Raw genomic sequence first — 22,344 nt, 5'->3', positions numbered from 1 at the left:
CGAGATACAGGAGTCCCCGCCCGTGAGCAGTGAGATCGTCGTCGTCCCCCACACCCACTGGGACCGCGAGTGGTACGAGCCGCACGACGTGTTCCGCCTGCGGCTCGTGCACATGCTCGACCGCCTGATCGGCATCCTCGAGGCGGAGCCGTCGTACCGGTTCACGCTCGACGGGCAGGCCGCGGCCATCGAGGACTACCTGGAGATGCGCCCGGACATGCGCGACCGCGTGGTGGCACTCGTCGAGAGCGGGCAGCTGAGCATCGGCCCCTTCCTGATCCTGCTCGACGAGTTCGGCTGCGACGGCGAGACCATCGTGCGCAACCTGGAGCTGGGCCGCGCCGCGAGCGCCCGCCTCGGCCGCACCATGCCCGTCGGCTACCTGCCCGACATGTTCGGCCACGCGGCGCAGATGCCGCAGATCCTGGCGGGCTTCGGCATCCGGCACAGCGCCCTGTGGCGCGGCGTGCCCGGTGACGTGCAGGAGCACGCGTTCTCCTGGGTCGCGCCCAACGGCGACGCGGTGCGCTGCGAGTACCTTTTCGACGGCTACGGCAACGGCCTCGACATGTTCGCCCTGCCCGGTCAGCTCCCCGCGCTCGCCCCCGACTACGCCGCCCGCACCGCGTCGTGGTACGGCGACGACCCCGTGCTGGCGATGCTCGGCACCGACCACTCCGCGCCCCCGGAGGACCTGGCCGAGGTGATCCGCGACTACGACGCGGCCGGCGGTGAGCCCCGCCTGTCGATCGCGACGCTCGACGAGCACCTCGCGCGCTACGCGACCGACGCGGACGCGCTCGCCGCGCTGCCCCAGGTGCGCGGGGAGATGCGATCGCACGCCCGCGGCAACCTGCTGCCCGGCGTCTTCTCGATCCGCACGAACCTCAAGCGCGAGATGGCCCGCTCGGAGCAGGCGCTCGCCGCGGCCGAACGGCTCGACCTGCTGTACGGCACGCGCGACCACCGCTCGTTCTTCGACACGGCGTGGTACCGCCTCGTGGAGAGCACCGCGCACGACTCGGTCACCGGCTGCGGCGTCGACAGCACCGCGGAGCAGGTGGGCACCCGCATTCACACGGCCGGGCACATCGCCCGCGGCGTGATCGACAGCGTGCTGCGCGACCTCGCGGTGTCGGTGAGCCCCGCGCAGCACCTGGTGTTCAACCCGTCCGGCTTCGCCCGGCGCGCGCAGGTGGAGGTCACGCTGCACGGTGTGGATCCCGCCGCCCTCGCCCCCGGGGTGCAGGTGCTCGACCCGCTGCCCACGGTGCTGGGCGACGAGCAGTTGCGCACGGCCGACCTGCCCAAGCTCCTGCGCCGCATCCACGGGCGCGAGCTGTTCGGGCAGCAGATCAACGGCTACGCGTGGGGCGAGCGGTCGCTGCGTTTCGAGGTGGCCGAGAGCCCCCGCGGGGTGTGGGATCTGGCCGCGTTCACGGTCGAGCTGGAGGAGCGCGTGGCCGCCGATGCCGCGGGCGACGACCTGTGGCACCTGGAGACCATCGCGGATCCGCGGCACCGGGCGCTGCTCGCGGTCGACCTCGGCGGTGTCGCGCTCGCGGCCGTGTCGGAGACCTCGGCCCCCGCGCCCCTCGACCCCGTGCGGGTGACCGCGACCTCGCTGTCGAACGCGGCGCTGACCGCGACCGTGAACCCCGACGGCACGGTGCGCATCGACGGCGCGGACGGCTCCGCGATCGACGGCGCCCTGGCCCTGGTCGACGAGGGCGACTGCGGCGACTCGTACAACTACGGACCGGTCGACCCCGCCTCCGCCGTGACCGCCCCGGCATCGGTCGAGGTGACGGTGGTCGAGGAGGGGCCGCTGCGCGGGCGACTGCGCATCCGCCGCGTGTACGACCTGCCGGAGCGCCTGGACGCCGACCGTCGTCGCGGCGCCGCGACCGTGCCGCTGGTGACCGAGACCACGGTCGAGCTGCGCGAGGGCGAGGGCTTCCTCCGGGTGGGCATCGACTACGTCAACACCGCGTCCGACCACCGGCTGCGGGTGCTCGTGCCCACCGGGGCCGCGGGGCTGGAGTCGTCGCGCAGCGCTGGTCAGTACGGGCTCACGGTGCGCGGGCGCGAGGCCGAGGGCGGCTGGGGCGAGTTCCCGCTGCCGACCTACCCCGCGTACCGGTTCGCCGCGGCGGGCTCGACGGCGGTGCTGGTGCAGAAGCTGTCGGAGTACGAGCTCGTCTCGACCGCGGGGGAGCAGGACGCCCTCGCGGTGACGCTGTCGCGCTCGGTGGGCATGATGAGCGTGAACCTGCACCCGCTGCGCGATGAGCCGGCCGGCTCCGAGATCCCGGTGCCGGGCGCGCAGTACCTCGGGGTGCCGGTGCACACCGAGCTGGCGATCCTGGTCGGTGCCGACGATGCGACGGCGGTGCGGGCGTCCGACCTGTTCCGGCACGAGCCGCTCGTGGTGCGGGGCACCGGAGAGACGGACGGGCCGCTGCCGGAGCCCGCGTTCCGTGCGGAGCTGTCGGGTGACGTGGTGCTCGAGTCGGCGCGACGCGTGGACGACGAGGCCGAGCTGCGCTTCGCGAACTACCTCGACGGCGAGCGCGACCTGGCGTTCGCGGCCGAGGGTGCGTGGGCGCGTACCGATCTGCGCGGTGAGGTGCAGGAGGACGCGCTGGACACCCGCGGTGCGCGAGTGGCGGGCGGCGGCGTGGTCAGCCTGCGGCGCGCGATCCGGTGACGGCCGCACGGGTGGGAGTGCAATAGTGCTAATGTTAGGACAAATGCAGCGAGAGGAGGCGGGGCGATGAGCGAGCGACCACGGGCGACCGAGATCCTCAGCATCGGACGCCTCGGCGTCGACCTGTACCCGCTGCAGGACGGCGTGGGGCTCGGCGAGGTCACGAGCTTCGGCAAGTACCTCGGCGGCAGCGCCGCCAACGTCGCGGTCGCCGCCGCCCGGTACGGCCACGACACCGCACTGTTCTCCCGTGTGGGCGACGACCCGTTCGGGCAGTACCTGCGCGACGAGCTGGAGCGCCTCGGAGTGTCGAGCCGGTTCGTCGCCACCGACCCCGACTACAAGACCCCGATCACGTTCTGCGAGATCTTCCCGCCCGACGACTTCCCGCTCTACTTCTACCGCGAGCCGTCGGCGCCCGACCTCCAGCTCCGGCCGGACGACGTCGACGCCGACACCGTGCGCGACACGGCCCTGGTGTGGTTCACCGCGACCGGTCTCAGCGAGGACCCCAGCCGCACGACCCACCTGGAGCTGCTGGAACAGCGCGGCCGCCGGGCGCACACCGTGTTCGACCTCGACTACCGCCCGATGTTCTGGGAGTCGGCCGAGGCCGCACGCCCGTGGGTCCAGCGGGCGCTGGGCTTCGCCACGGTCGCCGTCGGCAACCGCGAGGAGTGCGAGGTCGCGGTCGGCGAGACCGATCCCGAACGCGCCGCCGACGCCCTGCTCGACCGCGGCGTGGAACTCGCGATCGTGAAGCAGGGCCCCCGCGGCGTGCTCGCCAAGACCGCCACGGAGCGCGTCGAGATCCCGGCGCGACAGGTCGCCGTGGTCAACGGCCTCGGGGCGGGCGACGCGTTCGGCGGCGCGCTGTGCCACGGGCTGCTCGCCGGGTGGCCGCTGGAGAAGACCCTGACGTGGGCCAACGTGGCGGGCGGCATCGTCGCCGGCCGCCGCGAGTGCTCCACGGCGATGCCGACCGAGCGCGAGATCGCGGAGGTCGTGAACGGAGATGCGTGACATGACAGCACTGACGCAAGAGGACTTCGAGCGACTGCGCACCGTGCGGGCCGAGTCCCCCCGGGCGATCCGCGAGCTGCTGGCCGCGCGCCGCCGCCGCGACATCATCCGCGGCGACGGACGGCTGTTCATCATCGCGGCCGACCATCCCGCACGCGGAGCCCTCGCGGTGGGCGCGGAGCCCTACGCCATGGCCGACCGCTACGAGCTGCTCGACCGCCTCGCGATCGCGCTGCGCCACCCGGGCGTCGACGGGGTGCTCGGCACGCCCGACATCATCGACGACCTGGCCGTGCTCGGCCTGCTCGACGACAAGATCGTGGTCGGCTCGATGAACCGCGGCGGGCTGCGGGGTGCGAGCTTCGAGATGGACGACCGCTACACCGGGTACGACGTGCCGGCGATGGTGGACTCGGGCATCGACTTCGCCAAGGCGCTGCTGCGCGTGAACCTCGACGACGACGGCACGGCGCCGACCCTGGCCTCCACGGCCGACGCGGTGACCGCGGCGGCCCGCGCCGACCTGCCGATCATGCTCGAGCCGTTCCTCAGCCGCCGCGTCGACGGCCGTATCGTCAACGACCTCAGCCCCGACGCCGTGATGCTGTCGATCGCCATCGCGAGCGGTCTGGGCGCCAGCAGCGCGAGCACGTGGCTCAAGCTGCCCGTGGTCGACGACATGGAGCGCGTGCTCGCCGCGACCACCCTGCCCGTGCTGCTGCTCGGCGGCGACGCGGGTGCCGACCCCGACGACACGTTCTCCTCGTGGGAGGACGCCCTGTCGCTCCCCGGCGTGCGCGGCCTCACGGTCGGCCGCACGCTGCTGTACTCCGCCGACATCGACGTGGCCGCGGCCATCGACGTCGCGGCCTCCCTCGTCCACCCCGGCCTGTCGGCCTGATCCCGAAGGACCCGCATGAGCTCCGACACCCCCGTCATCGGCCACTGGATCGACGGTGCCCCGCACGCCTCGACCAGCGGGCGGACCGCCCCCGTGTTCAACCCCGCCACGGGCGCCGAGACCGCCAGGGTCGCGCTCGCCGACGAGGCCGAGATCGCCGCGGCCCTCGCGTCCGCGGAGCGCGGTTTCGCGGAGTGGAGCACGTGGTCGATCGCGAAGCGGCAGGGCGTGCTGTTCGCGTTCCGGGAGCTGCTGAACGCCCGCAGGGACGAGCTCGCCGCGATCATCACCGCCGAGCACGGCAAGGTGCTCTCCGACGCGATGGGCGAGATCCTGCGCGGCCAGGAGGTCGTGGAGCTGGCGACCGGGTTCCCGCACCTGATCAAGGGCGCCTACTCGGAGAACGCCTCGACCGGGATCGACGTGTACTCGCTCAAGCAGCCGCTGGGTGTCGTGGGCATCATCTCGCCGTTCAACTTCCCGGCGATGGTGCCGATGTGGTTCTTCCCCGTGGCGATCGCGGCGGGCAACGCGGTGGTCCTCAAGCCGAGCGAGAAGGACCCGTCCGCCGCGCTGTGGCTGGCCGAGCTGTGGGCCGAGGCGGGGCTGCCCGCCGGGGTGTTCACGGTCCTGCAGGGCGACAAGCAGGCGGTCGACGGGCTGCTGCACAGCGACACCGTGCAGTCGATCTCGTTCGTGGGATCGACGCCCATCGCGCAGTACATCTACGAGACGGCGTCGCGCACCGGCAAGCGCGTGCAGGCCCTCGGCGGTGCGAAGAACCACATGCTGGTGCTGCCGGACGCCGACCTCGACCTGGTCGCGGATCAGGCCGTGAACGCGGGCTTCGGTGCCGCGGGCGAGCGCTGCATGGCCGTGTCGGTCGTGCTGGCGGTGGAGCCCGTCGCGGACGAGCTCATCGCGAAGATCACTGAGCGGATCGCGACGCTGCGGGTGGGCGACGGCGCGGGCGACGGCACCGGCGAGCCCGACATGGGCCCGCTGATCAGCGCGGAGCACCGGGCGAAGGTCTCCGGTTACGTCGACATCGCGGAGGCCGACGGCGCCCGCATCGTGGTGGACGGCCGTGGCCTGACGGTGGACGGGCGCGAGGACGGCTTCTTCTTCGGCCCCACCCTGATCGACGACATCCCCACCGACTCCCGCGCCTACACGGAGGAGATCTTCGGCCCGGTGCTCTCGGTCGTGCGGGTCGAGACGTTCCAGGAGGGCGTCGACCTGATCAACTCCGGGCGCTTCGGCAACGGCACCGCGATCTTCACGAACGACGGGGGAGCGGCCCGCCGCTTCCAGCACGAGGTGCAGGTGGGCATGATCGGCATCAACGTGCCCATCCCGGTACCCGTCGCCTACCACTCGTTCGGCGGGTGGAAGGCGTCGCTGTTCGGCGACGCCAAGGCGTACGGTGTGCACGGGTTCGACTTCTTCACCCGCGAGAAGGCCGTCACCAGCCGCTGGCTCGACCCCGCCACCCACGGCGGCATCGACCTCGGCTTCCCGCAGAACCGCTGACGACACCGACCATCCGATCGACACCGACAGGAGGCGCCATGACCGCGAACGATCCGTGGTTCCACCCGCGCGGTGCCCTCGGCCGCGACGGCTGGGAGAGCGTGGTCGACGAGGCGCTGCCGGGGTGGGCGCACACGGGCCTGTGCGTGGGCGTGCTCGCGGACGGGGAGAGCCTCGCGCTCGCCGAGTCCGGGGTCGAGCGCATCGTCGTCCCGCTCGCGGGCTCCTTCACGGTGACGCACACCGAGGGCGGCGCGACGACGGAGACGACCCTCGCCGGACGGACCTCCGTGTTCCACGGTCCCACCGACGTGCTGTACCTCTCGTGCGCCGCGACCGCGGTGATCCGCGGGACCGGACGGGTCGCGGTGGCCTCCGCCCCGACGACGGTCGTGCATCCCACCCGGCACCTTCGCGCCGATGAGACCCCGGTCGAGCTGCGCGGGGCGGGGCGGTCGAGCCGGCAGGTGCACAACTTCGGCACCCCGGCGACCCTCGACGCGGAGCGCCTGATCGTGTGCGAGGTGCTCACTCCCGCGGAGAACTGGTCGTCGTACCCGCCGCACAAGCACGACGCCCACGTGCCGGGGCGGGAGTCGCGCCTGGAGGAGATCTACTACTTCGAGGCCGCGCCCGCGCGTGACGGCGGGCAGGCGGCGTCGTCCGACGCGGCGTTCGGGATGTTCGCCACCTACTCCTCGGACGCGGGCGACATCGACGTCTCGGCGATGGTGCGCACGGGCGATGTCGCGCTCGTGCCCTACGGCTATCACGGTCCAGCGGTCGCCGCCCCCGGCTACGACCTCTACTACCTGAACGTGATGGCCGGCCCCGACCCGGAGCGCTCGTGGCTCATCACCGACGACCCCGCGCACGCGTGGGTGCGCGACAGCTGGAGCGGGCAGGACATCGACCCGCGGCTTCCCTATCGAGCAGAAGGAGCGCAGTGATGCGGACGAGGCGGATGACGGTCGGCCAGGCGCTGGTGGAGTTCCTGGCGCAGCAGTGGACGGTCGACGGCGAGCACCGCGAGCGCACGATCCCCGGCATGTTCGGCATCTTCGGGCACGGCAACGTCGCCGGTCTCGGGCAGGCGCTGCAGCAGTACCACCTCGAGCAGCCGGAGCTGATGCCGTACCACCAGGCGCGCAACGAGCAGGCGATGGTGCACCAGGCCGTCGGGTTCGCACGGATGCACCGCCGCCGCGCGACGTTCGCCAGCACGGCCTCGGTGGGCCCCGGCGCCACGAACATGCTCACCGGTGCGGCCCTGGCGACCACCAACCGCCTGCCCGCGCTGCTGCTTCCCAGCGACACCTTCGCCACGCGCGTCGCCGACCCGGTGCTGCAGCAGCTGGAGCGACCGCACGACATCGGGCTCACCGTCAACGACGCCTTCCGCCCGGTGTCGGTGTTCTTCGACAGGGTGCAGCGGCCGGAGCAGCTGTTCTCCGTGGCGCTCGCCGCGCTGCGGGTGCTCACGGATCCGGCCGAGACCGGGGCCGTGACGATCGCGCTGCCGGAAGACGTGCAGGCCGAGGCGCTGGACGTGCCGGTCGAGTTCCTGCAGGAGCGGGAGTGGCACGTGCGCCGGCCGCTGCCCGAGCGCGGACCCCTGGCCAGGGCGGTCGCCGCGATCCGCGGGGCCCGGCGGCCGTTCCTCATCGCGGGCGGCGGTGTGCTGTACTCCGAGGCGGAGGGCGCGCTGCGCGACTTCGTCGAGGCGACCGGCATCCCCGTCGGCACGACCCAGGCGGGCGGCGGCGTGCTGCCGTGGGATCACCCGCAGTATCTGGGCGGGGTCGGCGCCACCGGCTCCACGGCCGCGAACCGGCTCGCGGCCCAGGCCGACGTGATCATCGGCGTCGGAACGCGGTACAGCGACTTCACGACGGCGTCGAGGTCGGCCTTCCAGCACCCCGACGCGGTGTTCGTGAACGTGAACGTGGCCCCGTTCGACGCCTACAAGCACGGCACGCAGCTGCCGGTGATCGCCGACGCCCGGGAGGCGCTGGAGGCGCTGACCGCCGAGCTGCGCGGCACCCGCGTGCGCACGGAGCTCGCCGACGAGGCCGCCGCGCAGAAGCGGGAGTGGGACGCGACGGTCGACGCCGCCCTCGCCCCGACCGGCCGCGACCTGCCGGGGCAGCCCGAGATCATCGGGGCGGTGCGGGCCGAGGTCGCGGACCGTGACGTGATCGTGCAGGCCGCGGGTTCGCTGCCCGGCGACCTGCACAAGCTGTGGCGCGTCAGCGACCCGCTCGGCTACCACGTGGAGTACGCCTTCTCCACGATGGGCTACGAGATCGCGGGCGGGCTGGGCGTCAAGCGCGGGCTGGAGGCGGCGGGCGACGACCGGGACGTGGTGGTGATGGTCGGCGACGGCTCCTACCTCATGCTCAGCTCCGAGCTCGCGACGGCGGTGGCGGAGGGCATCAAGCTCATCGTGGTGCTCATCCAGAACCAGGGCTTCGCGTCGATCGGGCACCTGTCCGAGACGGTCGGGTCGGAGCGCTTCGGCACGAAATACCGCCGGTACGACGCGCAGGCCCGCAGCTTCCAGCACGGCGACGTGCTGCCGGTCGACCTCGCCATGAACGCGCGCAGCTACGGCGTCGACGTGATCGAGGTCGCCCCCGGTCCCTCCGCGATCGAGGACCTGCGGGCGGCGGTGCGCGCGGCGAAGGCGGCGGAGCGCACCACCGTGATCCACGTGGAGAGCGACCCCACGGTCTACGCGCCGGACGGCGAGGGCTGGTGGGACGTGCCGGTCGCCGAGGTCGCGTCGACCGACAGCGCCCGGCGGGCCCGCGCGGAGTACGAGCAGCAGCGCACGGCGCAGCGCCCGCTGCTCGGCTGATCCGGCCCAGCCGCCTCCCACCCGGCCCCCGGTATCCTGGAAGGATGACTGAGAACCCCCGCACGCGCGAGACGCGCCCCCAGGCAGCGCCCGCGTCGTCCCGCTCGGGGGCGATCCGTGAGACCCGTGCCCCCCAGGTGCGCCCGGCGACCGAGGGCTGGACGCAGAAGAAAGACGCCGAGGGTCGTCCGCTGCTGCAGTTCGCGAGCCCCAAGCGCGGCAAGCCGCCGGTGCACCTGGCCGACCTCACCCCGGCCGAGCGCATCTCGAAGGTGAAGGAGCTCGGGCTGCCCGGCTTCCGCGCCAAGCAGCTCGCCACCCACTACTTCCGCCACTACACGTCCGACCCGGCCGAGATGACCGACCTCCCCGCCGGGATCCGCGACGAGCTGGTCGCGGGCATGCTCCCGCCGTTGATGACCGAGGTGCGCCGGCTGGAGACCGACCGTGGCGACACGATCAAGTTCCTGTGGCGCCTGCACGACGGCGCGCTCGTCGAGTCGGTGCTCATGCGCTACCCCGGCCGCATCACCCTGTGCGTGTCGAGCCAGGCCGGCTGCGGCATGAACTGCCCGTTCTGCGCGACCGGCCAGGCCGGGCTGACCCGCAACATGTCGACCGCCGAGATCATCGAGCAGATCGTGCGGGCGAACCGGGCGATCGCGAACGGCGAGCTGGGCGGCAAGAAGCGCGACGACCACTCGATGGAGCGCGTGTCGAACATCGTCTTCATGGGCATGGGCGAGCCTCTCGCGAACTACAAGCGCGTGATGGATGCGGTGCGCATCATGGTCGCGCCGCAGCCCGACGGCCTGGGCATGAGCGCCCGCGGCATCACGGTCTCCACGGTCGGCCTCGTGCCCGCGATCAGGAAGCTCGCCGACGAGAACATCCCGGTCACCTTCGCGCTGTCGCTGCACGCGCCCGACGACCACCTGCGCGACGAGCTCATCCCGGTGAACTCGCGGTGGAAGGTCGACGAGGCCCTCGACGCCGCCTACGACTACTACGCCAAGACCGGCCGCCGCGTGTCGATCGAGTACGCGCTCATCAAGGACATGAACGACCACGCCTGGCGCGCCGACCTGCTGGCCGAGAAGCTCAACCAGCGCGGTCGCGGCTGGGTGCACGTCAACCCGATCCCGCTGAACCCGACGCCCGGGTCGATCTGGACCTCGTCCGAGCGTGACGTGACCGACGAGTTCGTGCGCCGCCTCAACGACGCCGGCATCCCGACCACCCTCCGCGACACCCGCGGCAAGGAGATCGACGGGGCGTGCGGTCAGCTCGTCGCCACCACCGAGGACGAGGCCGCCGCCGCCGCGATGGCCTGATCAGGGCTTTCCTGAGAGCGACTCCAAGGCGGGCTTCGTACCCTGTCCGGATGCCCTATTCCGCCCATCGCCCGGGTCGCTTCGACTCGCAGGGTCGGATCATCCTCGACGGCGACCCGAACGCCGAGACGGATGACCTCGACTTCCTGCGCGAGTTCGAGCCGACGGGACCCGACCCCGACCCCTTCGTCGACGCTCCGGAGCGTGCCGAGTCCGTGCGGACGACGGAGGACGCCGACGTCGATGCCGCAACCGAGGAGCAGCCGGCCCGCGCGCGTCGCGCCCGCCCGCCCCGTCGTCGCCGCACGGCCGCCGAGCGACTCCGCGCCCTCGCAATCCTCGGCGGCGCGGAGGGCGAGATCCTCGACCGCGTGCCCGGCGAGACGCCCCGCTTCGTGCAGATGTTCTTCGTGCTCGCCGGCACCGCACTCGTGTCCGCGATCTCGATGCTGTTCGCGCTGACCACGGGTGTGCAGGCCGCGATCTGGCTCGCGGTGCCGCTCGCGGTGGTGTGGGCGCTCATCATCTTCAACCTCGACCGGTTCCTCACCTCGACCATGACCTCGACCAGGAACGTGTGGAAGCTCATCGGGCTGGCGATCCCGCGGGTGATCATGGCGGCCATCATCGGCTTCGTCGTGGCGGAGCCGCTCGTGCTGCAGATCTTCCACAACGACATCTCTCGCGAGGTCGCCGCGACCAACATCGTCCAGGCGCAGTCCGATCAGGAGGCGCTCGAATCGGGCCCGGAGCGCAAGGCCCTCGACGCCGCCTCCGAGCGGGTCTCGGAGCTGGAGAACCAGGCGGCGACCGGGATCGTCGCGGGCACCGACTCGTCGTCCGCCAGCGAGTCGGCCGCGCAGGCCACGGTCGACGACCTCACCGCGAAGATGACCGCGCAGCAGGCCGTGATCGACCAGGCGCGCGTGCTCTACCAGTGCGAGCTGACGGGCGAGGGCGCTGGCACCGTCCCCGGGTGCACCGGGGTGAACGGCGAGGGCGCGAGCTCGCAGGCCGCGCAGGCCCAGCTCGCCGAGGCGCAGCAGACCTACGACGCGTTGGCCGCCCAGCTGCGCACGGCCAACGACGAGCTCGCGGCCGCCGGCACCGCCGCCAAGGAGAACACCTCGACCTCCGAGACGCAGAACCGCCAGCAGGCGAAGGACGAGCTTCCGGCCGCGCGCGAGACGTATGACCAGGCGCTCGCCGCGTACAACGCCCGCGCGGATGCGGTCGCGCAGGGCAACGCGGGTGCGGTGGGGCTGCTCAGCCAGATCAGCGGACTCAACCGGCTCAGCGAGAAGGAGCCGGCCATCCTGTGGGCGCACATCCTGATCGCCGCGCTGTTCTTCATGATCGAGCTGCTGCCGGTGCTGGTGAAGGTGCTCACGAGCTACGGCGACCCGAGCCTGTACGAGAAGGCCGTCGCGATCCGCAAGCAGGTGGCGCTCGACCGGGTGACGGCCGAGGGCTTCCGCGACCGCGCCGACATCGTCACGACCCCGGGCGCTCAGGCCACCTGACGCTCGCGCCCGCTCGCGCGCCCCGCGGTGGCTGAGGGATCCGCGTCCCGCACGGGGGTCCGTGCGCCGGCGGGGGAGCCCGGTGCCGTGAACGGCCCCGCGGTGCCCGTGTCCGCGGCAGCGGCGGGGCGATGCGCAGGGGCGTCGTGCGGGGCCCGGGCGTCGCGCGGCACCCCGGCACCGCGCGCGCGGGCGGACGCGAGCACGTCGTGCAGGGTCCGCGCGCGGAGGGCCGGCGTCGCGGCGACGGCGAGGACCAGGGAGCGGACGAGCACGATCGCGGCGAGTGGCCGCCCGCCGTCGCTCCCCGTGATCGCGGCGTCGAGGCGGCGCAGGGGGCCGACCAGCGCGGGGTCGTCGAGCGCACGGTCGTCGGCGAGGTGAGCGAGCAACCGGTCGATGGTCCAATCCGCGGGGATTGGCCCCAGATCCGGCGTGAGAGTGGTGGTGGAGGTGTCCATTGGTCCAGAATCGGGTCACATGGACACGGATGACAGGGCCAATGCGGCGCCGATGGACCACGGATCGGCCCGGGATCGCGCGACTCCGCTGGTGCGAGCGGGCGAGGTGTCGACCGAGGGGCTGGCCGCTCGGCTCGGCCGCTGGACCCACGGCGACGGAACGCTGGCGACCCGGCTCGCGCGCGGCATCTCGGCGCTGATCGCGGGTGGCGAGCTCCGCGCGGGCGACCGGCTGCCGGCCGAGCGCTCCCTGGCGTCCGCGGTGTCGGTGTCGCGCGGCACGGTCGTCTCCGCCTACGCCGTGCTCGCGGAGCAGGAGCTCGTGGAGCGGCGGCAGGGGAGCGGCACCCGCGTGGCGGGGACCGGTGCCCCCACCGCCCCTGCGCGTCCCGGTCGCGGCGAGGCCCTGTTCTCCGCGGTGCCGAACACGATCGACCTTCTGCGCACGGTGCCGCAGATCCCGGAGCTCGGGGTGCAGCTGATCCGCGACCATCAGCCGCGTCTCGACCTCGCGCTGCTGCCCGAGACCGACCCCGCAGGGCTCCCGGTGCTGCGCGAGCTGATCGCCGAGATGTACCGCGCGGAGGGCACGCCCACCACGCCCGAGCAGATCCTGGTGACGCACGGCGCGCAGCAGGCGATCAGCCTCGTGGTGAACGCGCTCGTCGAGCCGGGCGACATCGTGCTCGCCGAGGAGATCACCTGGCCCGGGGTGACCGACAGCGTGGGGCTGCGCGGCGGCACCGTGCAGGGGGTGCCGATGGGCGCGGACGGCCTCGACGTGGTCGCGCTGGAGCAGGCGATGGCCCGGCTGCGCCCCGTGCTGGTGGCGCTCAACCCCCACCACCAGAACCCCACGGGCACGCGCCTGCCCGCCGCGGCCAGGCACCGCGTGGCCGAGCTCGCCGCGCAGTACGGTGTGCCGGTGATCGAGGACCGCGTCGTCGCGGGGATCTCGTTCGACGGGGTCGTGCCGCCCACGCTGGCCTCGGAACGACCGGACGCCCCCGTGATGGTCGTCGAGTCGGTGTCGAAGTGGGCGTGGGCGGGGCTGCGGATCGGGTGGCTGCGTGCCGACCCGGTGCTGGTGCGGCGTCTGCGAGGCGCCCGGCAGCTCGCCGACCAGTCCACGAGCGTGCCCGGTCAGCTGCTCGCGCTCGACCTCATCGCGCACGCCGACGAGCTGCGGCGGGCCAACAGCCGCGTGCATCGGGAGCGGCTGCGGCTGCTGGAGCACCTGATGGCCGAGCACCTGCCCGACTGGACGTACGTGGCGCCGCGGGGCGGACTGGCGCTGTGGGCCGCGCTCCCCCGGGGGTCCGCGTCGGCTCTCGCCCGCGTCGCGGCGACCCACGGCGTCTCGATCGCCGGCACCGCCGCCTTCGCCGCGTCCCCCACGGCCCCCGACGACCACGTGCGCCTGCCCTTCACGGCGCCCGATGACGTGCTCGCGGAAGGGGTGCGCCGCCTGGGCGCGGCGTGGGGCGAGTATCGGGAATCCCTCGGCCGACCGGCCTGAGCGTCCGCCGCCGGGACTAGCGTTGATCCATGGTCAACTATCGCTATCTCGGCAACAGTGGTCTCAAGGTCTCGGAGATCACCTACGGCAACTGGGTCACGCACGCCTCGCAGGTCGAAGACGACGCGGCCGTCAAGACCGTCCATGCGGCGCTCGACGCCGGCATCACCACGTTCGACACCGCCGACACCTACGCCAACACGGCGGCCGAGGTCGTGCTCGGCAAGGCGCTCGAGGGCCAGCGCCGCGAAGGGCTCGAGATCTTCACGAAGGTCTACTTCCCGACCGGCCCGAAGGGCCCGAACGACACCGGCCTGAGCCGCAAGCACATCATGGAGTCGATCAACGGCTCGCTGAAGCGCCTCGGCACCGACTACGTCGACCTGTACCAGGCGCACCGCTTCGACTACGAGACCCCGCTGGAGGAGACGTTCCAGGCGTTCGCCGACGTCGTGCGGCAGGGCAAGGCGCTCTACATCGGCGTCTCGGAGTGGACGGCCGAGCAGCTGCGCGAGGGTCACGCGCTGGCGACGCAGCTCGGCATCCAGCTCATCTCGAACCAGCCGCAGTACTCGATGCTGTGGCGCGTGATCGAGGGCAAGGTCGTGCCCGCGTCGGAGGAGCTGGGCATCTCGCAGATCGTGTGGTCGCCGATGGCGCAGGGCGTGCTCAGCGGCAAGTACCTGCCGGGGCAGCCGGTGCCGGAGGGCTCGCGCGCGACCGATCAGAACTCCGGGGCCGGGTTCATCCAGAGCTTCCTGCAGGACGACATCCTCACCGCGGTGCAGCGTCTCAAGCCGATCGCCGAGCAGGCGGGGCTCACGATGCCGCAGCTCGCGATCGCGTGGGTGCTGCAGAACCCCAACGTGGCGGCGGCCCTGGTGGGCGCCTCCCGGCCCGAGCAGCTCGCCGACACCGTCAAGGCCTCGGGCGTGACGCTCGACGCCGACACGCTGTCCGCGATCGACGAGGCCCTGGGCGACACGGTGAACCGCGACGCCGAGCACACGTACTCCGTGTCCCCGAAGAGCCGCCTGGTCTGACCGGGGCAGGCGAAGGCCCCCTCCCGCGATGGGCGCGAGGGGGCCTTCGTCCGCGCGCGGGCTACTCCTTCACGGCGCCGGCCGTCAGGCCCTGCACGATCCAGCGGCTGGCGAGGGCGAACATCACCATGGTCGGCAGGATCGTCAGCACGGCCGCGGCCGACATGGAGCCCCAGTCGATGTTGAACGTGGAGATGAAGCCGTTCAGCGCCGAGGGCACGGTGCGGTTCGCGTCGGTGTTCATCAGCACGACCGACAGGAACAGCTCGTTCCAGCAGTTGACGAAGTTGAAGATGAACGCCGCGATGATGCCGGGCGTCATGACCGGCACCAGCACCCGGAACAGGGCTCCCAGGCGCGAGCAGCCGTCGATCATCGCCGCCTCCTCCAGCGCGTCGGGCACGTTCTCGAAGAAGCCGCGCAGCATCACGGTGGAGAACGGGATGCAGATCGCGATGTAGACGAGGATGAGTCCGGGCTTGGTGTCGACGAGGCCCAGGTCGGTCATCATCGAGTACAGCGGGCCGAGGGCGATGAACGCGGGGATCATCTGCGTCAGCAGGAACGCGATGAGGATCGCCCCCTTGCCGCGGAACTCGAAGCGCGCGAGCACGTAGGCGCTGAGCAGGGCGATGAGCGTCGCGACGGCTCCGGCCGACACCGCCACGATCGCCGAGTTCGCCAGGAAGACCCCGAACGAGCTCTTCTCGAACAGGCTCGTGAAGTTGTCGAACGAGGGCTCGCTCGGCCAGTACTCGATTGGGAAGCGGTTGATGGTCCCCGGCGACTTGAACGCGGTGAGCGTGATCCAGTACAGCGGGAACAGCGTGATCAGGAGCCACAGGGCCAGCCCGACCACGCGCACGACACCGCCGACGGTCACCCGCGGCCTCGGTCGCGGAGCGGCCTTCGGGTCGGGCACCGTGATCCGACGGGTCTCGGTGATCGAGGAACCGGTCCGGGTGGTCGAGGTGATGGTCATCGCTGCACCCTCCGCATCGCCATCAGGTAGAAGGCGCAGAACACCATGAGGAACGCCACGACGATGAGCCCGATGGCGCTCGCGATGCCGTAGTTGCCCTGCTGCGTGTAGTTGATCATCCAGGTCGTGATGATGTGGGTCTGGTTGGCCGGGCCGCCGTTCGTCATCGCGTAGATGATGTCGGGGAAGTTGAAGATCCAGATCACGCGCAGCAGGATCGTCAGCAGCAGCGTCATCGAGATGTACGGGATGATGATCGAGAACAGCTGCCGCACCTTGCTGGCGCCGTCGAGGCTCGCCGCCTCCAGCATCTCGTCGGGCACCGACTGGAGTGCCGCGAGGATCATGATCGCGAAGAACGTCACGCCGTACCAGATGTTCGCGACGATGACGGCGAACATCGCCAGCTTCGGGTCGGCCAGCCAGGGCAGCGGGGCGTCGATGAGGCCGGCCTTCATGAGCAGGTCGTTGACCACGCCGAACTCGGCGTTGAACATCCAGCGGAACAGCATGCCGATGAGGAAGCCCGACACCGCCCACGGGAAGAACACCAGCGCCTGGTAGAGCCCGCGGAAGCGGAACCGCTTGCGCAGGGCCAGCGCGATGAGGAAGCCGATGACGAGCTGGGGCACGAGCGAGCCGACCACCCACAGCACGGAGTTCCACGCCACTGTCGGGAACGCCGGGTCGCGGAACACGGCGAGGAAGTTGTCGAAGCCGACGAACGGGGTCGACGTGAGGTCCCACAGGTTCCAGTCGTGGAACGCCATGCGGGCGCCCTGCAGCATGGGCCAGTAGGTGAACCAGCAGACGAACACGATCGCCGGGGCGAGGAACGCCAGCAGCGTCAGGGCGTGACGGCCGCGGAACGGCCGACGCCGTCCGCGTGCCGGGGAGGCCCCGCCGGCAGTGCCGACGGAGCCCCCTTCACGGATGGTGCGGGCCACGGGTCAGCCCTTCTCCGCGGCGTACTTCTCGGTCCAGAACGCATCCCACGAGGCGAGCAGGTCCTTCGTCGACATGGTGCCGAGCAGCACGCTCTGCACGTCCTGGTCGGACTTCTGGATCCACTCGGTCCACCAGCTCACGCCGCGCGGCTGGCGCACGTTGACGTAGGTGTCCGGGTCCTCGGTCATGGTGACGTAGCTGGTCCAGGGGCCCGTGGAGTAGAACTCGTCGTCGGCCGCGGCGGCGATGATCGGCACGAGGCTGTTGGCCTGGGCGAACTCGGTCGCGGGCTCGGCCGAAGACAGGAACTCGACCAGCTTCACCGCCGCCTCGGTGTGCTCGCTGTTCTTCGCGACACCCCAGCCGGCGACGGCGAGCGGTTGCGCGGCCTTGCCCGACGGTCCGACGAGCAGCGGAGCGGTGTCCCACTGGTCTTCGGTGAGCGAGGAGTCCTGCACGGTCGCGATCACCTCGGGGTCCTGCAGCAGGAAGGCCGTGGTGCCGTTCGTGAAGCCGGCGACCATCTCGGGGTAGCCCCAGGAGACGGCGGACGGCGGCGAGGCTTTCTTGAACAGGTCGAAGTAGTCGTCGACCGCATCCTGCGCCTCGGGAGCGGCGAAGATCGTCGAGCCGTCTTCCATGAGGAACGCGTCCTCCGTGTCGAGCCCGTCGATCGTGTACGCCTCGATCGCGGCGACCACGTTGCTGTTGGCGTTCTGGCCGCCGCGGAACGCGTAGCCGTAGATGTTGTTCGACGGATCCTGGATGGCGGACGCCTGCTCCAGCAGGTCCTTCCAGCTGTGCGGGGGGCCGTCGAAGCCCGCCTTCTCCACGAGGTCGGTGCGGTAGAACAGCGACAGGCCGTAGAAGCCGTACGGGACGAAGTAGCTCTTGCCGTCCTCGGCGACGCCGGCGGACTTGGCGTTGTCGGTCAGCGCGTCCCAGCCGTCCCACTTCTTCAGGTCGGGGCCGAGGTCGTACAGCCAGCCGTTGTTGGCGAACGGACCGACCGTGATGTCGCGCACCTCGAGCACGTCGACGCCCTTGCCGGACTGGAGCATCTGCTGGATCTTCTGGTCGGCCTGCTCGGTGGGCGGCGAGACCAGGTTCACCGTGATGTCGGGGTTCTCCTTCTCGAACTCGTCGAGGAGCCCGCGGATGAGCTCGGTGCGCGCCGGGTTCGTCAGGCTCTCGACCATCTGGAGGGTGACGTCTCCGTCGCCGCCGGACGAGCCGGAGCCTCCGGAGCAGCCGGTGAGTGCGAGGACGGCGACGGTGCCGACTCCCGCTGCGGTCGTCAAGATCTTGTTCTTCACGATGTGCCTCTCGGTGGGGGATGGGTGGGTGTGTTTCGGGTGGGTCGGGTCGTGCGGGTGGTCAGGGGAGGATGAGGGCGTCGGCGGGGCGGATGCCGGCGCGGCGCAGGATCGCGGGGATGCAGCGCTCGACGAACGCCTCGACGTCGGAGGCCTCGGTGTAGAGGTGCGCGGAGAGGCGGAAGTAGCCGACCCCGCGGAAGCTCGTGAAGGCGGTCTCCACGCCGACCTCGTCGAGCAGGTCCATGCGCAGCGCGTCGGCCTCCTCGCGCGTCGCGCCGAGCCCGAGCGGCAGGCGGATCAGGCGCATGGACGGCACGGGGGAGGGCAGCGGTGTGAGCGGGTCCTCGTCGCCGTACGGGCGCAGCGCCTCGGCGATCAGCTCGGCTCCGGCGTCGGCGCGCTCGGCCATCGCGGCGCGGGCGTGCTCCCACCCGAACTCGGCCTCGATGAACTCGATCGCGGTGGGGGTGGCCAGGTACGTCGTGGCGTCGATCGTGCCCTGGGTGTCGAAGCGCCCGGGGTAGGGCTCGCGGGCGGCCCACGAGTCGATCAGCGGCCACAGCTCGTCGCGGTCGGGTGCTGCCGTGACGAGCAGGGCCGAGCCGCGGGGGGCGCACGGCCACTTGTGCAGGTTGCCGAACCACCAGTCGCCGCCCGCGACCGCGGCGGCGTCGGCGATCAGGCCGGGGGCGTGGGCGCCGTCGACGAGGGTGCGCACGCCGCGCTCGGCCGCGAGGTCGGCGATGCGGCGCGTGGGCAGCAGGCGGGCGGTGGGCGAGGTGATCTGGTCGACGACGATCAGCCGGGTGCGCGGGGTGAGGGCGTCGGCGAACAGCTGCACGATCTCGTCGTCGGGCGCGAGCAGCGGGAGGGCGACGGTGCGGACGGTCGCCCCGAAGCGGCGGGCGAGGCGTTCCGCCCCCATGGTGATCGCGCCGTAGCCCTGATCCGTCACCAGGATCTCGTCGCCGTGCTCGAGTCGCAGCGCGTTGTACACGACGGTCGCCGCGGCGGAGGCGTTGGGCACGAAGACGCTGTCGTCCGCCCGGGCGCCGACGAACGGGGCGGTGCGCTCCCTGGCGTCCTGCACGCGCTCGGCGATGCGGGGGAACCACTCGACCGGGCTGAGGTCGGCGCGGCGACGCAGGGCGTCCTGGTGTGCGACCACGACCGACGGCACCGCGCCGAACGACCCGTGGTTGAGGTGCACGACCGCGGGGTCGAGAGGCCAGGCGTCGCGCGCTCGCAGGCCGGAGTTCAGCGTGAGCGGAGGGGGGAACAGCGGAGCGGGCATCGGACCTCATCGATGAGTGGGGGCGAGTTGTTGCACAACTTTGCCACAAGGCCCCGATTTTGGCTACGAATCCGCGAAGATGAAACATAGTTGTCATACGAGTTTGTCGCGTGGAGCGGTTCCGACAGACTGCACGAGGGGCGGGGGTGTCAGGGAGGATGACGATGAGCGCACTCGACACGGCGTTGCACGGCCTGCGGGCGCTGATCGCCGACGGTGCGCTGCGCCCCGGCGACCGCCTGCCCAGCGAGGGGGAGCTGTGCGAACGGCTCGGCGTCTCCCGCGGATCGCTGCGCGAGGCCATCCGCACGCTCGCGGCGCTGGGCGTGCTGGAGACGCGCCACGGCTCGGGCAGCTACGTCAGCGAGCTGCGCGCGGCCGACCTCATCGGCAGTCTGTCCCTCACCGTCGGGCTGCTGCCCATGGCGGGAGTGCTGGAGCTGACCGAGCTGCGCCGGGTGCTCGAACCCCACGCCGCCGCACTCGCGGCCGCCCGCATCGACGCGGACACCGTGGCGGCGCTCGCCGCGGTGCTGGACGAGATCGAGGCCACGACCGACTTCGAGGCGCAGTCACGCCTCGACCACGAGTTCCACATGCGCATCTCCGCGGTCGCGGGCAACGAGGCCCTCACCAGCCTGATCGACGTGCTGCGCTCCCGCTCCCGGGCGTACCGCATCTCGGAGCCCGACGATGCCGCGGAGCTCAAGGTGCACTCCGACGCCGGGCACCGCGCGATCCTGCGGGGCCTCGCCGCCGCCGATCCCGTCGCCGCGTCGGCCGCGGCATCCGCGCACGTCGCGTACACCGAGTACTGGGTGCGGCGGTACTCCGGGCTCGACGACGTCCCGACCGCGGAGACGCCGTCCGCCTGAGTGCGCGCCGGCGGGGTCCGCTCAGCCGAGGGTGATGTCGACCTGGATCTCGGTCGCGAGTCGCTCCAGGTCGGCCCGCAGTGCGTCGAGGTCGACCGTCGGCGGCACCTTCGCGATCACCGACGCCTCGAACAGCCGTCCGCCCGCCATCGCCGCATCGCGGGTCTCGGTCGCGAGCTCCTCGATGCTCAGCGCGTGCGCGTTCAGCACGGCCGACACCTCCCGCACGATCCCGGGATGATCGTTGCCGAGCACCTGCATCACCAGCAGCCGCTCCTCGTCCTCCTCCGCCACGCCGCGGGTCCCGGTGAGCACCGACAGCGTCAGGAGCCCCTGACCCTGGATCGCCCGGAGCGCGGTCTCCAGGTCGCCCGCGCGGTCGGTCGGCACCGACACCTCGATCACGCCCGCGAACGTTCCCGCGAGCTCGGCCAGCGAGCTGTTCTCCCAGTTGCCGCCGTGGGCGTCGACGACGTCGGCGACCGCCGCGACGAGTCCCGGCCGGTCGGCACCCGCGACAGTGAGGATGAGTGTGGTCATGGCCTCAGCGTAGGGGGCGTTCGGCGTTCGGGACATGCCCCTTGACGCGGGCGTCGTGCGCTCCGCTCAGCTGAAGTCGAGCGTGCCGCGCACGATGGAGTTCCCCGAGTGGGCAGGGTCGCCGTCGACGGGTTCGAACGAGATGTCGACGAGGTCGTACTCGTCGAGGTCGACGTTCGCGGGGATGGCGAATGCGCCGGTCGCGGCGTCGAGCACGCCGAGGCTGATGAGCGCCTTCCCGTCGTTGCGGATGAGCCAGACCTCCCGGTAGTCCTCCGACCCGACCTCGCCGTCGAGCGACACCGTGAGGGTGCGCGCGCCGTCGCGGTCCTCGTCCACCTCCGCCGTGCCGATCGCATCGGGGTGGTCGGGGAACGGGTCGAGCGTCGCCGTGGCGACCGTGACCGGCCGGAGCGCGGCCGAGATCGCCGTCCACGTGCTCACGCCCACGGTGACGACGAGGACCGTGACGGCGGCGAGCACCCACCAGCGGGCGGCGGTTCTGCGCCGCGGGCGTGGGGCGGAGGACGGCTCGCCCGCTGTCGGTTCCGCCGGGCGGAGAGGGTCGGCCCGGAGCCGCTCCGGCAGGCCCAGCTCGTCGTGCATGCGCGCCCACACGTCGGCGGGCGGCGACTCCAGCTCCGCGTCGGCGACGGTCGACCGCGCGACACCCGCCGCGTGGGCGAGGTCGGCGATCTCGGCGGCGCACGCCCGGCACTGGTCGAGGTGTGCGCGCTCGCGCTCGGAGGCGACCGGCTCGCCGAGCGCGAGCAGGGCGAGCTGCTCGGGGTCAAGGTGCGACACGGTTGACCTCCAATCGGTCGCGCATACGGGAGAGGCTCCGGCGGATGTGGCTCTTCACGGTACCCAGAGGCATGTCCAGCCGTCGGGCGATCTCCTCGTGCGTCAGGTCGTCGAAGAACGCCAGCCGCATGACCTCGCGCGCCTCGGGTCGCAGCTGCCGCATCTCGTTCGCGATCAGGATGGACTGCGACAGGTCGACCGGTGCGCTGACGAGATCGTCGGGAGAGGTGACGCGCATCATCTCCTCCTGCAGCCGCTGGATGCGGGCCCGCGACTCGTGCATGTCGGCGATGCGGCGCCGTGCGATGGTCACCAGCCACGTGCTCAGGCGGGCCTTCGACGGGTCGTACCCCGTTCTCGACGTCCAGGCCGACACGAACGTGCGCTGCGTCACGTCGGCGGCGTCGGCGCGATCGCCGAGGGAGCGCAACGCGAGCGTGAACACCACCGGCGACCACCGCCGATACAGCTCGGCGAGGGCATCCTCGTCGCCCCGGACGAAGCGCTCGTTGAGCTGCGTCTCGTCGTCGGGGTCGTCCGCGGAGGTCATGCGCGCCTCCCTTCCGTTCGGGGCGTCGGGTGCGGGTGGTCAGGCGGGCCGTGCGATGGCGACGACATTATCGCGGTAGTGACCGGTCGTGCTGTCGAAGGGTCCTCCGCACGTGATGAGGACCA

The 22,344-nt window shown here is 71.8% G+C and carries 19 protein-coding genes; 11 read left to right on the top strand and 8 right to left on the bottom strand.

What is annotated here, in order from left to right; genetic code table 11:
• Positions 1-22: 22 nt before the first annotated feature.
• The 8 genes from ACWGQ1_RS10250 to ACWGQ1_RS10215 all read left to right on the top strand — a co-directional run bounded on the left by ACWGQ1_RS10250 (position 23) and on the right by ACWGQ1_RS10215 (position 11,884).
• Positions 23-2,710: a glycoside hydrolase family 38 N-terminal domain-containing protein gene (locus ACWGQ1_RS10250; protein ID WP_452312903.1), complete on the top strand. Its 2,688-nt coding sequence runs from the start codon at positions 23-25 to the stop codon at positions 2,708-2,710.
• A 66-nt stretch (positions 2,711-2,776) separates the two neighbouring features.
• Positions 2,777-3,733 carry a 5-dehydro-2-deoxygluconokinase gene (iolC, locus tag ACWGQ1_RS10245; RefSeq protein ID WP_136033378.1) on the top strand — a complete coding sequence of 319 codons (957 nt, stop codon included), beginning with the start codon at positions 2,777-2,779 and terminating at the stop codon, positions 3,731-3,733.
• Position 3,734: 1 nt separating this feature from the next.
• Positions 3,735-4,634, top strand: a complete 900-nt coding sequence (locus ACWGQ1_RS10240) for a Cgl0159 family (beta/alpha)8-fold protein (RefSeq protein WP_206252520.1) — start codon at positions 3,735-3,737, stop codon at positions 4,632-4,634.
• A 15-nt stretch (positions 4,635-4,649) separates the two neighbouring features.
• A complete protein-coding gene (locus ACWGQ1_RS10235; RefSeq protein ID WP_452312902.1) occupies positions 4,650-6,167 on the top strand; it encodes a CoA-acylating methylmalonate-semialdehyde dehydrogenase in 1,518 nt (505 codons plus the stop codon).
• A 38-nt stretch (positions 6,168-6,205) separates the two neighbouring features.
• Positions 6,206-7,117, top strand: a complete 912-nt coding sequence (gene iolB, locus ACWGQ1_RS10230) for a 5-deoxy-glucuronate isomerase (protein ID WP_452312901.1) — start codon at positions 6,206-6,208, stop codon at positions 7,115-7,117.
• On the top strand, positions 7,117-9,027 hold the full coding sequence (gene iolD / locus ACWGQ1_RS10225) for a 3D-(3,5/4)-trihydroxycyclohexane-1,2-dione acylhydrolase (decyclizing) (protein ID WP_247637852.1): 1,911 nt from the start codon (positions 7,117-7,119) through the stop codon (positions 9,025-9,027). The genes iolB and iolD overlap by 1 nt, the downstream gene beginning before the upstream one ends.
• Before the next feature lie 44 nt (positions 9,028-9,071).
• Positions 9,072-10,361, top strand: a complete 1,290-nt coding sequence (gene rlmN / locus ACWGQ1_RS10220; protein WP_205828305.1) for a 23S rRNA (adenine(2503)-C(2))-methyltransferase RlmN — start codon at positions 9,072-9,074, stop codon at positions 10,359-10,361.
• A gap of 50 nt (positions 10,362-10,411) precedes the next feature.
• A complete protein-coding gene (locus ACWGQ1_RS10215) occupies positions 10,412-11,884 on the top strand; it encodes a DUF4407 domain-containing protein (RefSeq protein ID WP_452312900.1) in 1,473 nt (490 codons plus the stop codon).
• Here the strand turns inward: ACWGQ1_RS10215 and ACWGQ1_RS10210 are convergent.
• The gene (locus ACWGQ1_RS10210; protein WP_452312899.1) at positions 11,872-12,345 is read right to left on the bottom strand and encodes a hypothetical protein; all 474 of its coding nucleotides are present in this window, start codon (positions 12,343-12,345) and stop codon (positions 11,872-11,874) included. The genes ACWGQ1_RS10215 and ACWGQ1_RS10210 overlap by 13 nt on opposite strands.
• A 19-nt stretch (positions 12,346-12,364) precedes the next feature.
• On the opposite strand from ACWGQ1_RS10210, the gene ACWGQ1_RS10205 reads away from it, so the two are divergent.
• Positions 12,365-13,864: an aminotransferase class I/II-fold pyridoxal phosphate-dependent enzyme gene (locus ACWGQ1_RS10205; RefSeq protein WP_452312898.1), complete on the top strand. Its 1,500-nt coding sequence runs from the start codon at positions 12,365-12,367 to the stop codon at positions 13,862-13,864.
• Between the two features lie 29 nt (positions 13,865-13,893).
• Positions 13,894-14,907: an aldo/keto reductase family protein gene (locus tag ACWGQ1_RS10200; RefSeq protein WP_136036085.1), complete on the top strand. Its 1,014-nt coding sequence runs from the start codon at positions 13,894-13,896 to the stop codon at positions 14,905-14,907.
• Positions 14,908-14,968: 61 nt separating this feature from the next.
• On the opposite strand, the gene ACWGQ1_RS10195 is transcribed toward ACWGQ1_RS10200, so the two are convergent.
• From ACWGQ1_RS10195 to ACWGQ1_RS10180, 4 genes are all read right to left on the bottom strand, one after another.
• The gene (locus ACWGQ1_RS10195; protein WP_205812679.1) at positions 14,969-15,889 is read right to left on the bottom strand and encodes a carbohydrate ABC transporter permease; all 921 of its coding nucleotides are present in this window, start codon (positions 15,887-15,889) and stop codon (positions 14,969-14,971) included.
• Positions 15,886-16,836, bottom strand: a complete 951-nt coding sequence (locus ACWGQ1_RS10190) for an ABC transporter permease subunit (protein WP_452312897.1) — start codon at positions 16,834-16,836, stop codon at positions 15,886-15,888. Before ACWGQ1_RS10190 ends, ACWGQ1_RS10195 begins: the two co-directional genes overlap by 4 nt.
• A gap of 3 nt (positions 16,837-16,839) precedes the next feature.
• Positions 16,840-18,153, bottom strand: a complete 1,314-nt coding sequence (locus ACWGQ1_RS10185) for an ABC transporter substrate-binding protein (RefSeq protein ID WP_247982292.1) — start codon at positions 18,151-18,153, stop codon at positions 16,840-16,842.
• Between the two features lie 61 nt (positions 18,154-18,214).
• Entirely contained in the window at positions 18,215-19,450 is a 1,236-nt protein-coding gene (locus tag ACWGQ1_RS10180; protein WP_452312896.1) for an aminotransferase class V-fold PLP-dependent enzyme, read from the bottom strand.
• Between the two features lie 164 nt (positions 19,451-19,614).
• Between ACWGQ1_RS10180 and ACWGQ1_RS10175 the strand changes: the two genes are divergently transcribed.
• Positions 19,615-20,325, top strand: a complete 711-nt coding sequence (locus tag ACWGQ1_RS10175; protein ID WP_136029435.1) for a FadR/GntR family transcriptional regulator — start codon at positions 19,615-19,617, stop codon at positions 20,323-20,325.
• Between the two features lie 21 nt (positions 20,326-20,346).
• Here ACWGQ1_RS10175 and ACWGQ1_RS10170 read toward each other — a convergent pair whose 3' ends face one another.
• The 3 genes from ACWGQ1_RS10170 to ACWGQ1_RS10160 all read right to left on the bottom strand — a co-directional run bounded on the left by ACWGQ1_RS10170 (position 20,347) and on the right by ACWGQ1_RS10160 (position 22,219).
• Positions 20,347-20,865 (bottom strand): glycine cleavage system protein R, encoded by a 519-nt coding sequence (locus ACWGQ1_RS10170; RefSeq protein WP_136036054.1) that lies wholly within the window; start codon positions 20,863-20,865, stop codon positions 20,347-20,349.
• A 66-nt stretch (positions 20,866-20,931) separates the two neighbouring features.
• Positions 20,932-21,669, bottom strand: a complete 738-nt coding sequence (locus tag ACWGQ1_RS10165) for an anti-sigma factor domain-containing protein (RefSeq protein WP_452312895.1) — start codon at positions 21,667-21,669, stop codon at positions 20,932-20,934.
• On the bottom strand, positions 21,656-22,219 hold the full coding sequence (locus ACWGQ1_RS10160) for an RNA polymerase sigma factor (RefSeq protein WP_136036703.1): 564 nt from the start codon (positions 22,217-22,219) through the stop codon (positions 21,656-21,658). The genes ACWGQ1_RS10165 and ACWGQ1_RS10160 overlap by 14 nt, the downstream gene beginning before the upstream one ends.
• Between the last annotated feature and the right edge of the window lie 125 nt (positions 22,220-22,344).

The sequence above is a fragment of the Microbacterium sp. NPDC055599 genome, from assembly GCF_053618975.1.
Note: the sequence above shows the minus strand (reverse complement) of the source record. Positions and strands in the feature narration are given on the sequence as shown.